11 protein-coding genes are annotated in these 12,458 nt (G+C 71.0%); 7 read left to right on the top strand and 4 right to left on the bottom strand.

Annotated elements, in window-relative coordinates:
• Window positions 1–155: 155 nt before the first annotated feature.
• From VGL30_RS06020 to VGL30_RS05995, 6 genes are all read left to right on the top strand, one after another.
• Window positions 156–1,646, top strand: a complete 1,491-nt coding sequence (locus tag VGL30_RS06020; protein ID WP_331537824.1) for an AlkA N-terminal domain-containing protein — start codon at window positions 156–158, stop codon at window positions 1,644–1,646.
• Window positions 1,627–2,160 carry a methylated-DNA--[protein]-cysteine S-methyltransferase gene (locus VGL30_RS06015; protein WP_331537822.1) on the top strand — a complete coding sequence of 178 codons (534 nt, stop codon included), beginning with the start codon at window positions 1,627–1,629 and terminating at the stop codon, window positions 2,158–2,160. Before VGL30_RS06020 ends, VGL30_RS06015 begins: the two co-directional genes overlap by 20 nt.
• Window positions 2,161–2,279: 119 nt before the next feature.
• The gene (locus VGL30_RS06010) at window positions 2,280–2,480 is read left to right on the top strand and encodes a hypothetical protein (protein WP_331537820.1); all 201 of its coding nucleotides are present in this window, start codon (window positions 2,280–2,282) and stop codon (window positions 2,478–2,480) included.
• 392 nt (window positions 2,481–2,872) lie between these two features.
• Window positions 2,873–5,179: a polar localization protein TipN gene (locus VGL30_RS06005; RefSeq protein WP_331537818.1), complete on the top strand. Its 2,307-nt coding sequence runs from the start codon at window positions 2,873–2,875 to the stop codon at window positions 5,177–5,179.
• 27 nt (window positions 5,180–5,206) lie between these two features.
• On the top strand, window positions 5,207–6,190 hold the full coding sequence (dgcA, locus tag VGL30_RS06000; RefSeq protein ID WP_331537816.1) for an N-acetyl-D-Glu racemase DgcA: 984 nt from the start codon (window positions 5,207–5,209) through the stop codon (window positions 6,188–6,190).
• A 20-nt stretch (window positions 6,191–6,210) separates the two neighbouring features.
• Window positions 6,211–6,699 (top strand): DUF4112 domain-containing protein, encoded by a 489-nt coding sequence (locus VGL30_RS05995; RefSeq protein WP_331537814.1) that lies wholly within the window; start codon window positions 6,211–6,213, stop codon window positions 6,697–6,699.
• A gap of 158 nt (window positions 6,700–6,857) precedes the next feature.
• Here VGL30_RS05995 and VGL30_RS05990 read toward each other — a convergent pair whose 3' ends face one another.
• From VGL30_RS05990 to VGL30_RS05975, 4 genes are all read right to left on the bottom strand, one after another.
• Window positions 6,858–7,391: an SMI1/KNR4 family protein gene (locus tag VGL30_RS05990; protein ID WP_331537812.1), complete on the bottom strand. Its 534-nt coding sequence runs from the start codon at window positions 7,389–7,391 to the stop codon at window positions 6,858–6,860.
• A gap of 21 nt (window positions 7,392–7,412) precedes the next feature.
• Window positions 7,413–8,177, bottom strand: a complete 765-nt coding sequence (locus tag VGL30_RS05985; RefSeq protein ID WP_331537810.1) for a DNA/RNA non-specific endonuclease — start codon at window positions 8,175–8,177, stop codon at window positions 7,413–7,415.
• A gap of 143 nt (window positions 8,178–8,320) precedes the next feature.
• Window positions 8,321–10,480 carry a methylmalonyl-CoA mutase gene (scpA, locus tag VGL30_RS05980; protein ID WP_331537808.1) on the bottom strand — a complete coding sequence of 720 codons (2,160 nt, stop codon included), beginning with the start codon at window positions 10,478–10,480 and terminating at the stop codon, window positions 8,321–8,323.
• On the bottom strand, window positions 10,477–11,910 hold the full coding sequence (locus VGL30_RS05975; protein ID WP_331537806.1) for a methylmalonyl-CoA mutase family protein: 1,434 nt from the start codon (window positions 11,908–11,910) through the stop codon (window positions 10,477–10,479). Before VGL30_RS05975 ends, scpA begins: the two co-directional genes overlap by 4 nt.
• A gap of 113 nt (window positions 11,911–12,023) precedes the next feature.
• Here VGL30_RS05975 and VGL30_RS05970 point away from each other — a divergent pair, with 113 nt between their 5' ends.
• The gene (locus tag VGL30_RS05970) at window positions 12,024–12,455 is read left to right on the top strand and encodes a hypothetical protein (RefSeq protein ID WP_331537804.1); all 432 of its coding nucleotides are present in this window, start codon (window positions 12,024–12,026) and stop codon (window positions 12,453–12,455) included.
• Window positions 12,456–12,458: the final 3 nt, after the last annotated feature.

The following is a 12,458-nucleotide window of genomic DNA, read 5'->3' as shown; positions in this document are numbered from 1 at the left end:
ACCCCCGCCGCCGACGCAAGCGCGCGGCGGGGCTGCGTCCGCGACGACGCGGGCGGTGCGAACAATTCCACCGGATTTCGCGATCGGCCGGGCCAACGATGTCCGAAAACCGCGAGACAGGGCGAGGCGCCGGGCCCATCTTCCAGCGCATGGACATGAACGCAGACGCCTTCTACCGCGCCTTCCAGACCCGGGACGCCCGGTTCGACGGGAAGGTCTTCGTGGGCGTGAAGACGACGGGGATCTATTGCCGGCCCATCTGCCCGGCGCGGACGCCCAAGCGCGGGAACGTGGAGTTCCACCTGTCGGCGGCGGCGGCGCAGGAGGCGGGGTTCCGGCCCTGCCTGCGGTGCCGGCCGGAATCCTCGCCGGACCTCGGGGCCTGGCGCGGCACCTCCAACACCGTCTCGCGCGCGCTGGCGATGATCGAGGCCGGCGCCCTGGATGGGGGCGACGTGGATGGGCTGGCGGCCCGGCTGGGCGTGGGAGAGCGGCAGCTTCGGCGGCTGTTCCGCCAGCACCTGGGCGCCTCGCCGGTGGCGGTGGCCCAGACCCGCCGGGTGCTGCTGGCCAAGCAACTGATCCACGAGACGCTGCTGCCGATGGCCGAGGTGGCGATGGCCTCCGGCTTCGGCAGCGTACGGCGGTTCAACGAGACCTTCCAGCAGCTGTTCGGCCGCCCGCCCGCGGAGCTGCGCCGCCAGGGCGGACTGGCGAGCGCCGCCGAGACCGGCGGGGTGACGCTGAAGCTGCCTTACCGGCCGCCCTACGACTGGGCGGCCATGGTCGCCTTCCTCACGGCGCGGGCGATCCCGGGCGTCGAGACGGTAGGCGCGGAGCGTTACGCCCGCACCCTCCGCATCGACGGCGAGCGGGGCGTGGTGGTGGTGCGGCCGGGGGAGGGCGACTTCCTGCGGGTGACGGCGCACTTCACCAACCTGCACGCCCTGCCAGGCGTGATCGCGCGGGTGCGCGGGGTGTTCGACCTGGCGGTCGACCCGGAGGTGATCGGGGCGCACCTGTCGAAGGATCCGGCGCTGGCCGGGCGGGTGGCGGCCAGGCCCGGCCTGCGGGCGCCTGGCGCCTGGGACGGTTTCGAACTGGCGGTGCGCGCGGTGCTGGGCCAGCAGATCACGGTGAGCGCGGCGCGCAACCTGGCGGGCAAGCTGGCCGCGGCGTTCGGCGAGCGGTCGGACGAGCCGGCCGCCGCAGCGCTCGGCTTGACCCATATGTTCCCGGGGCCGGAGCGGCTGGCGGGTGAGGACATCGCGGCCCTGGGCATGCCCCGGGCGCGGGGGACGGCGCTGTCGACCCTGGCGACGGCCGCTGTCGCGGACCCCGCCTTGTTCGGGGTGCGGCGCAGCCTCGAGGAGGCGATCGCGCACCTGCGCGCCCTGCCGGGGATCGGCGAATGGACCGCACAATACATCGCGCTGCGCGAACTGCGCGAGCCCGACGCCTTCCCGCATGCGGACGTGGGGCTGATGCGGGCGCTGGCCGGCGCCGACGGCCAGCGCCCAACGCCGGCGGAGCTGCTGCTGCGCGCCGAGCGCTGGCGCCCGTGGCGGGCCTATGCGGCGCAACACCTGTGGGCCTCCGAGCCTGCATCCAAAAAGGACCGAGCCGATGTCTCCCAAGCCGCCTGAACGCCTGGCGCTCGAAACGATCCCGACCGCGGTGGGCGATGCGCTGATCGTCACCGACCAGGCCGGCGTGCTGCGCGCTTTCAACTGGGTGGAGTACGAGCCGATGCTGCGCCGCCAGCTCGCGGCGCACTATGGCGAGCTGCCGTCGGCGGCCGGCGGTGTCCCGGCCCATGTGCGCCGGGCGTTCGAGGCCTATTTCGCAGGCGATCTCCAGGCCCTCGAGACCTTGCCCTGGGCGACCGGGGGCACGGCGTTCCAGCGTGCGGTCTGGGCGGCGCTGCGCACCATCCCGGCCGGCGGGACGGTGAGCTACGCGGGCCTGGCGGCGCGGATCGGCAGGCCCGCCGCCATGCGGGCCGTGGGGCTGGCGAACGGCCGCAACCCAATCTCGGTGATGCTGCCCTGCCACCGGGTGATCGGCGCGGCCGGCGACCTGACGGGCTACGGCGGCGGGCTCGCGCGCAAGCGCTGGCTGCTGCGGCACGAGGGGGCGGCGTTCAAGGACGCCGCCTGAACCAAGTCCGGCCCGGCGCGGTACATGACCAAAATTTCACGATCGCCGGCGTCGCGGCACGGCGGCGCTTGACATATAGAAGACTGGCGCAAATGCACTTCGGAGTCGGGAGAGATCCGATGACGACCTTCACCGAGCTGGTGGCCGCCGTGGTCGTGCATTCCTCCGCAGCCGCCTATTCGCACTTCGGCGTGACGCTGGAGCCGATGCAGATCGAGCACCCGGTTCCGGTGGAGCGCACGGTGGCCCGCACGGCGCCCAAGAAGGTCACCAAGGTCTCTGACCGCCCCGGCGGCCGCGCCCGGTTCGTGAGAGCGTAGACGGCGACGTCGTCCGTCTTGCCGCCGACAATCAGCTTCAGCACACTGAATTGACCGGATGATCGATTGCGTCCTGGGTCATCGCGGTTATTCCATTGCGCAGTCAGACATATGATCGAGGTGACGCCGATGACCGGGCGGGCGTCTGGGACTTGCGATCGGGAAGACCGCTGCAAGGACCGCGTATGAAGATAAGGAAGCGGCAACGGCCGGCGGTGTTCGGCAGCCTCGCGGATCAGGTCCCGATTCAGCCGACGGGGGGAGGACCGGGCCCTGAACCGACCACGGAGCGAATCGCCGAGACCTTCGCGCCGCCGCCGAAGTTCGCCGCCGCGCCGGAGCTTCAACCCCAGCCCGAACCGGCGATGGCCCCGCCGCCGGCGTCCTCCGAAATGACCCGTCGGCCGCACCGCTCTCCCGCGCGCCGACCGGAGCCGACCTACGCGCCGCCGGTGGAGGCCGACGAGCTTCCGCCGGCCTGGCCGATCTATTTCTCCGCCTTGGTGGTCTCGGTGCTGTGGGTATGCGGGCCGATCGCCTTTGCGGTGGGCTATCGCGGCGACGTGGTCCCGTTCCATGACGACATCTTCGCACTGGCGGTGTTCGCGCTGCTGGCGATCGGGCCCGCGGCCTTCGTCTGGATCGCCGCCTACGTGCTCCGGCAGGGCCAGCGCCTGGGCGCGGAGACGCGGCGGGCCAGGCAGCTGGCCGACGAACTGACCTCGCCGGCGCTGGCGGCGGCGGCGCGCACCGGCGACGTGGTGATGGGGATCCGCGAGGAGATCGTCCGGGCGGGCGAGGCGGCCGAGGAGGCGCGCGACACTCTGCTGGCGCTGCGCGAGGCCTTGGCCCTGGAGACCGAGCGGCTGCAGGACGCGGCGGCGACCTCGGTGCGGTCGGCCCAGAGCCTGGCCACGACGCTGGGCCTGGAGCGCACGGAGATGGGCGTGCTGGCCCATAGCCTGGACAAGCAGGCGGTGCGGGTCTCCGACGTGATCAGCCAGCAGGCGCGGATGGTGGCCGAGGCCTCCGATCTGGCGCAGACCCAGCTTCGTGAGGCCGAGGCGGCGCTGGCGGCGCGGGCCGCAGACCTGACGGCGGCGGCGGCCGAGGCCAGCGACGCGGCGCGCACCGCGGGTGAGGACCTGAACCGGCATGTGGTGCGACTGGAGACCGCGGGGCTCAGCGTGGCCGACCAGATTCGCACCGTGGAGGGCGGCCTGGGGGCGCACCGCACGGCGTTGATGAGCCTGTCCGAGGCCTTGCGGGCCGACCATGAGGGCTTCGCCGCCGAAGCTGAGACCCATGCGGCGCAGCTCGGCGAATTCATCAGCCAGGCGCGGCTGTCCGCCGTGGAGATGGGCGACCGGGCGCTGAAGGGCGGCGAAACCCTGCGGGCGATGGTGGCCGATGCGGCCGAGCAGTTCCGCGAGCTGGCGCAGGCGTCCACCGCCGAGCGCGACCAGTTCGGCCAGTCGGCGTCCAACGCCCTGGGCCAGGTGTCCGACGCCGCCGCCCTGGAGCGGGCGCGGCTGGAAAACCAGACCCGGGCGGCGATCGACAGCCTGACCCGCGCGGCGGAGGAGACGCGGGCGGCGGCGGCGGCCCACGCGGAAGCGGCGCGCCACCACGTGGACCAGCTTTCGGAAGTGGCGTTCACCGCCGGCCAGAAGGCGAACCAGGCGTTCGAGGCCAGGCTGGACGAGGCCCGCCGGCTGATCGAGCAATCGGCCCAGATGATCGACCAGGCCGGCGCCACCACGGCCCAGAAGCTGGAGGACGGCGCGGCGGCGGCGCGCTCGGCGCTGGAGGAGCTGCAGCGCATGCTGGGCGACGTGGAGGCGCGCACGGCGTCCCTCCCGGCCACCGCGCGCGGGCAGGCGGAGCAGGTGCGGGCCGCCGTGGCCGGCAGCATGGACGAGTTGATGCAGCAGGCCCGCCGCGCCGCGTCCGAGACCCAGGCCATCGACGACGCCTTCCAGGGCCGGGTGCGGCGCAATTACGAGATGCTGAGCGAGGCCGTGCGCGTGATGGGCTCGGTGGCGGCGGCGGGCGGCGTGCAGCCCGCCCCGGCGCCCGCGCCCACCTGGGAAGCCCCGCCGCGGCCGCCGCCGGAGCCTGCACCGCCGCCGCGGGTCGAGGCGCTCGCGCCTGAGCCTGCGCCGGCTGAGAAGCCGGACCAACGGCCACGGCTGCGGCTGACGCCCACCGCCACCGACGAGGAGTTCTCCAGCATCTTCGAGGCCAGCGGCGGCAAGCTGCCGGAGGACGCGCCGGACGGCGACGGCTGGACCTGGAAGGACCTGCTGTCGTCCATCGACGAGGCGGAGGGCGGCGACCCGGTCAAGCTGGAGCAGACCCTGGTCCGCCAAGTCACCGAGATGGGCATCGACCCGGTGGCGCTGTTGCCGCGGGCGAAGATCGACGAGATCGCCGCCGTCGTGCAGATGCGCGACACCGAGGGCGCGCGGGAGGTGGTGCGGATGCTGGCGCCGGCAGCCAACCGGCGGGTTTCGCGGCGCCTGTTCACCGACGAGAAGCTGAAGCGCCAGACGCTGACCTTCCTCACCCGCTACCGGAGCCTGCTCGAGGAGGCGGCGCAACGGGACCACGGCGGCTTCGAGGTGGCGGAGATGCTGAACACCGACGCCGGCCGCACCTATCTGGTGCTGGAGGCGGCGGCGGGCGACCTGTCTTAAGAGCTCATCAGCGGAAGGCCGCAGGGCTTGGCGCGCAGAGATCTCACCGTCCGCACGGAACGCTGGCCCATCGCCGGCGGCTTCCGCATCGCCCGCGGCGCCAAGACGGAGGCCGAGGTTGTGGTCGTCGCGATCTCCGAGGACGGGGCCCTGGGGCGCGGAGAGTCCACGCCTTACGCCCGCTACGGCGAAACCACCGCCGGCGTGCTGGTGGAGATCGACGGGGCGCGGGCGGCGCTGGAGGCGGGGGCCTCTCGCGAAGCGCTGCAAGGCCTTCTGCCGGCGGGCGCGGCGCGCAATGCGCTGGACTGCGCCCTGTGGGACCTGGAGGCCAAGCGGTCGGGAACGCCGGCCTGGCGGGCGGCGGGGCTTTCCGGCCTGGAGCCGGTGATGACGCTCTACACGCTCAGCCTCGATACGCCGGAGGCCATGGGCCGGGCCGCGGCGAACAGCCGGCGCTCGCTGCTGAAGCTGAAGATCGACGGGACCCGCGACGTGGAGCGGGTTGCGGCGGTGCGGGCGGCGGTCCCCGGGGCGCGGCTGGTGGTGGACGCCAACGAGGCCCTGAGCCTGAGCGGGCTGAAGGCGCTGGCGCCCGCCCTGAAGGACCTGGGGGTGGAGCTGATCGAACAGCCGCTGCCGGCGGCGGAAGACGCGGTGCTGGAGGGTTACGACTGCCCGGTGACGCTCTGCGCCGACGAGAGCCTGCACAGCATGGCCGAGCTGGACGCCTGCGCGCGGCGCTATGGCTGCATCAACGTCAAGCTGGACAAGGCCGGCGGGCTGACCGAGGCGCTGGCGCTGGCGGCGGCGGCGCGGTCGCGTGGGCTGGCGGTGATGGCCGGCTGCATGGTGGCGACCTCGCTGTCCATAGCACCGGCGATGCTGCTGGCGCAGGGCGCGGAGTTCGTGGACCTGGACGGGGCGTTGCTGCTGGTGCGGGACCGCAAGCCGGGGCTGGCGGTCCACGGCTCGCGGCTGCAGCCGCCGGGGCCGGACCTCTGGGGTTGACGTGGTGGAGCGGCGTTCCGATGTCGATCGCGAAGTTGTCCGGAGCCGCACGCTCCGCGGGACGTTGCGAGACCATGGTCGCCACCCGCGATAGAGCCCATCAATCCTGGCGTAGAGCGGAGCGCATCAAGCGGCTCTCGGATCGGCTGATCAGCTTCGGGCCATTCGGCTTGGGCCTCGACGGCATGCTGGCCTGGATCCCGGGCGCCAACGTGGTCTACAGCGTCGCCGCCGGCGGCCTGCTGATCTACGAGGGGATCAAGGCGGCGGCGTCGGTGGCGACCCTGGCGCGGATGGGCCTCTATCTGCTGGCTGACTCGGCCACATCCGAGATCCCGATCGTCGGCTGGGCGGTGGACACCGTCTTTCCGGGCCATCTGCTGGCGGCGAAGGCGCTGCAGCGAGACATCGAGGCGCGGTACGGGCCGGCGGACGCCGTGGCCGAGCGGCCGGGCGCACAGCCGGGCGACGACGCGCGGCCGGTCAGCGGGACGGCGACGGTGCGGTAGCGAGGTCGAAAGCTGCCTCCGCGATGAGGCCCGGCTTCGCACCGCAAATGCCCTGTTGCCGGCGGAAACTTCCATTTAACGCAGAGGCGGCGGTCTGGCCGAAAACTAAGCGATATTGAACTCGGGCCGACCGTACCGTCGAAGCCGGCGCGCTCCTTTCACTTGGCTGCGTCAACGGAAGGCAGGATCGTCGCGCTCGGGAATTCCGAGCTTGGCCTGAACAGGTGGTCGCAAGGAAGCATTCCTTCGGGAAAGTCCTCCGGCAGAATTTCGCCGGTGGCGAGCCCCGCGAGGAATTCTGTGAGGTCGCGATCGAATGTTTCGAACTTTTGGAGACCTCGACCCCACACCACGACGCGCCAGTTCTCAGGGGGACCATGCGGAAGCCAGAAGAGGTAATCGCCGAAATCGGTCTTGCCGAAGACAATGAGCCCGCCCGGGTTCGGCCACAACGGATAGGCCAGTCCTTCGTCATCGAGCAAAGCCTTCTGAACCGCGTGGACTTCGGCCTCGAACCGCACGTGAGGACTTCGGCATGCCGGGACATGAATTCCGAGGAACTCCATGAACTCGCCCTCGTCGTAGATCCGAACGAAGTCCTTGTAATCCTGAGGCAGGGCTGTGCCGAGTTCGGCTTCGATCGGCTCCCTGGCAACTGAACGCCTCGCAAGGCGCAGCCGGCGGCGGGACAACCTTGATGAGCGTCTCGATGGTCATCTGCGACGCCCCGCAGGATTTTGGACGATGCGCGCGGCAGGCGCCCTCCGTGAGCCATGGGCTGTCAAGAGGATCGCCGACGGCGGCAGAACGCCGCTCTCGTACAGCGGCGTCGCGGAATACCCGACGACCTCGCCCGCACGCACCCTGCGCGCCACCCCATTCTCAAAGCTGCTCATCTGCGGCGAGTTGGCCCCGTTGTGCGTAAGCGTGACGAGGTTCCGCATGTCGCTACCCGAACAGCCGAGCTGCCGTTCCTGAAGATGACCCCTGGCCTCGTTATACTTCCTGCCGTGGCCTTGCCAGCCTGGCGGAGTCAGCCGCCGATTCGCCCTTGTCCCGGAGCCGAGCATGGGCGCCGTCAGCGTGGCGGCTATGCCCGTCGCCTGCCCGTTCGGTTTCAGATCTCCGTACCTGGTGTTGGGCCGCGGCAGCGGCAGCGTCGGCGGAGCAGGTTGTCCCTGTGGCCGCACTGCTGGGCCACGGACCGAAGCGATGCGAGGCGCGGCTCCCAACGTCGCCACGTCAGCCAACCCGCCCCCGATGAGCGCTCCGTCACGCGCCCGTGGGGATGCGTTGGCCAGCGTGGCAAGGTCGTAGGCGAGCACCCCAAACGGATGATCCGCGATGAACAAGGCGCGATTGATGGTCTGCCGCCGCTCAGCGAGTTCGGCCGGCGAAACTGGAGGATCGTCGATCGGAACCAGGACGTTCGCGCGCCCATTGTCGATTTCTCTGTAGGTTACCGACCACATCGTCATCGGAAAGGAGGGCGTGGAGATTTCGCTCCTCCAAGTCCCTTTCGGAGATGATGCCGAATTGGCCACAAAACCTCGGGGTACCCGCTTTCGCGGGAGTGGGCGGTGTTGGGGCGTGGTTAGGCCTGAGCCGACCTCCCTTTGGGTTACTGCGCGGCGTCGAGCTGGGCGTAGCCAAGGGCTTCGTTGAGGCGCTCGATCACCTCGATGGCCGCCTCCGGCACCACCGCGCCGGGCGGGAAGATGGCGGCGACGCCGGCCTCGCGCAGGGCGGGGTAATCCTCCGGCGGGATGACGCCGCCCACCACCACGAGGATGTCCGCGCGGCCAAGCTTGGCCAGCTCCACCTTCAGCTCCGGGACCAGGGTCAGGTGGCCGGCGGCCAGCGAGCTCGCGCCCACCGCGTGGACGTTGGCGGCGACTGCCTGGGCGGCGGCCTCGGCCGGGGTCTCGAAGAGGTTGCCGATCTCGACGTCGAACCCCAGGTCGGCGAAGCCGGAGGCGATCACCTTCTGGCCGCGGTCGTGGCCGTCCTGGCCCATCTTGGCCACCAGGATGCGCGGCTTGCGGCCGTCAGCCTGGGCGAAGGCCTCCGCCATGGCCTTGGCGCGGTCGCTGGCGGCGGTGGGGCCGGCCTCGCGCAGATAGACGCCCTTCACCGCGTCGGCGCGGGCCTTGTGGCGGCCGAAGGCGTTCTCGAGGGCCAGTGAGATCTCGCCGACGGTGGCGTGGGCGCGGGCCGCCTCGACCGAAAGCTCCAGCAGGTTGCCCTTGCCGCGGGCGCCGCTGGTGAGCGCTTCCAGCGTCCTGGCCACGGCGGCGGGGTCGCGCTCGGCCTTGAGACGCTTCAGCTTTTCCAGCTGGCGCTCGCGTACGGCGCTGTTGTCGACCTTGAGCACCGGGAGCTCATCGGGCGTGTCAGGGCGGAAGCTGTTGACGCCGATGACGGCCTGGCGGCCGGAGTCGATGCGCGCCTGGGTGCGGGCGGCGGCCTCCTCGATACGGCGCTTGGGCAGGCCGTTCTCGATGGCGCGGGCCATGCCGCCCAGGGCTTCGACCTCCTCGATGTGGGTCAGCGCCCGCGTCGCCAGATCGGCGGTCAGGCGCTCAACATAGTAAGAGCCGCCCCAGGGGTCGATGACCCGGGTCTGGCCGGTCTCCATTTGCAGAAACAGCTGGGTGTTGCGTGCGATGCGGGCGGAGAAATCCGTAGGCAGAGCAAGGGCTTCGTCGAGGGAGTTCGTGTGCAGGCTCTGGGTCTGGCCACCCACCGCGGCGGCGGCCTCGACATAGGTGCGGGCGACGTTGTTGTAGACGTCCTGGGCCGCCAGGCTCCAGCCGCTGGTCTGGGTGTGGGCGCGCAGCGAGATGGAGCGCGGGTCCTTAGGCTGGAACTTCTCGGTCAGCAGCCTGGCCCACAGCAGGCGCGCGGCGCGTTGCTTGGCGATCTCCATGAAGGCGTTCATGCCGGCGCACCAGAAGAACGACAGGCGTGGCGCGAAGGCATCCACGTCGAGGCCGGCCGCGATGCCGGCGCGGACATAATCGACGCCGTCGGCCAGGGTGTAGGCCAGCTCCAGGTCCAGCGTCGCTCCGGCTTCCTGCATATGGTAGCCGGAGATCGAGATGGAGTTGAACTTCGGCATCTCGCGGGAGGTGTAGGCGAAGATGTCCGAGACGATCCGCAGAGAGGGCTCCGGCGGATAGATGTAGGTGTTCCGGACCAGGAACTCCTTGAGGATGTCGTTCTGGATGGTGCCGGACAGCTTGGCGTGCGGCACGCCCTGCTCCTCGCCGGCGGCGATGTAGAGGGCCAGGATCGGCAGGACCGCCCCGTTCATGGTCATCGACACGCTCATCTTGTCGAGCGGGATGCCGTCGAAGAGCGTCCGCATGTCGAAGATGGAGTCGATGGCGACGCCCGCCATGCCGACGTCGCCGGCCACGCGGGGGTGGTCGGAATCGTAGCCGCGGTGGGTGGCCAGGTCGAAGGCGATGGAAAGGCCCATCTGACCGGCCGCCAGGTTGCGGCGGTAGAAGGCGTTGGAGTCCTCCGCTGTGGAGAAGCCGGCGTACTGGCGCAGGGTCCACGGGTTGGTCCGGTACATGGTCGAATAGGGACCGCGCAGGAAGGGCGCGAGCCCGGGGTAGCCGCCCAGGGTGTCGAGGCTGGCGACGTCGGCGGGGCCATAGGCCGCCTTGACCACGACGCCCTCCGGCGTCTCCCAGGGCGCATCGGGCAGGGGTGCGGCGGGGACGGCGGCGGCGTCGAAGGGCAGGGCGGCGAAGTCGGGGAAGCTGGTCATGCGCGGCCCTCATAGGGCTCGGAGAGGCGGATCGGAACCAGCGGCGGGCACTGCCCGTCCGGGCCGGGGAGGCCCACGTCGGGGGCGTCCACGGGACGGATGTCCGGGCGTTCGACGTCCAGGTCATGCGCAGCGGTGGGCGGGAAGGCGGTGACCCCGACGATCTTCGGCGGGCCGGCCTGGGCGCGGGCCTCGACGGCCGCACGGACGGCGTCGGCGACCAGGCCGCTGGCGAGGGCGGCGACGATTCCGTCGCGGAGTTCGATGGCCTGGAAGTCGGCCCAGGCGGCGCGGGCGAAGGCGTCGGTGAGCGCCTCGACATAGCCGGCGCCGGCGGCGGGATCGACCACGCGACCCAGGTGGGCCTCGGCCATCAGCACCAGCTGGGTGTTGCGGCTCTGGCGGCGGGCGAAGGCGGTAGGCAGGCCGAGCGCGTCGGTGAAGTTCCCGAGCACGATGGCGTCGGCCCCGCCGATGGCCGCGCCGAAGCCGGCGGCGGTGAGGCGCAGCATGTTGGTCCAGGCATCCTCGGCGGCCAGCATGCGGTGCGACGAGCGGGCTTCGATGCGTGGGGCGGAATTCACGCCGCAGGCGCTGGTGAGCCGGCCCCAGAGGACGCGGGCGGCGCGGAGCTTGGCGATGGTCAGGAAGTGGTCGGCGTCGGCGGCGAGGCCGAGGCTGATGCGGCCGAAGGCCTCCTGCATGGACAGGCCCGCGCGGACAAGGGCCTTGGCGTAGGCGAGCGCGCTGGACAGGGCGAAGGCGAGTTCGGCCGCCTCGCCGCCGCCGGCCTCGTGCACCACCCGGCCCGAGGCGAGGAAGAGGTTCGCGGCGGGATAGGCTGCGACCAGACGGGCGGCGGTGGCCGCCGCGGAGATCAGGTGGGCCTCGATGGGCCCCGGGCTCGATCCTGCCTCGGCGAAGGCGCTCAGGGGGTCGAGGTTCGGGGCGAGCCTGGCGCCGGGAGAGGCCTTGGCGGCGGCGTCCAGCCAGTGGGCGGCCTTGGGGCCCAGGAAGCCGGCGTCGAGGGCGACCGGGGCGAGTTCCAGCACCACGCCCTGGAGGACACGGACCAGCGCGTCGGCCGAGCCCACGGCGACGCCGTTCCGGCCGGTCGGGTCGATCCTGACGACCAGGGACGCCGCGCCGCCCTCGAGGTCGCGCAGCGCGTCGGCGTTGGCGCGGGCGGGATCGGGGTGGGCGACCAGGGTGCGCAGGTCCCACGGTCGTCCGGGGTCGTGGGGGCGCGGGACGAAGGCCGCGGGCCGGGCGCCCTGCGCGGGGTAGAGCGGGGCGATGGGCAGCCCCTCGACGGTCGTCAAGGTCAGGGACTCGAAGGGCGCGCCCTTGAGGCCCTTGGCGACCAAGGCGCGCCAGGCGGTTTCGTCGACGGGCGGGAAGAGTTCGGCAAGGTGCAGCAGATCGACCATCGCCCGGCAAATGGGCCGGCGACGCGGCGCGCGTCAAGTCGCCGTAGGGGAAGTTCGGCCCCCGGACGCTGCGGGCTCTCATCCGATCCGAGCTTGAGCCCCTTGTCCTGAGCATGGGTTGGCGACATGGGCGGGATGATCCGCTTGTAGATCCCGATGCACGAGAATTCGATTTCTTTCGTATTAAAGACGGCCTCTGCCAGTTCCTGTCGTTGGAGTTTGAGGATGGGGAAAATCCGCAAATAGCTGTGACATATTCAGTATGGATTGGAATCCAACTGCGGATCAAGCAAGTCATAGATGGAGAATTCTGGGAGCGGGTTCCATCTATACCGTTTTGGAAGCGCTTTCTGGGCCTCGAAAAGGGGCCCCCATCGCCGGAGGATCCCGTGGGCGCGACCATAGAGAAGGCGCGTGGACACCTTGACGCCGTGAATACCTTTCTCAACGGCGGCGAGCGCCACCCGCACATTCAGGTAAGCGGCTTCGCTAGCGACACCTGGCCAACGGTCCCGAAGGACGATGACGATCCGCATCTGGCTTGACCT

Source organism: Phenylobacterium sp., assembly GCF_036502675.1.
Taxonomy (GTDB): domain Bacteria; phylum Pseudomonadota; class Alphaproteobacteria; order Caulobacterales; family Caulobacteraceae; genus Phenylobacterium.
This window is presented reverse-complemented; position numbering and strand designations above follow the sequence as displayed.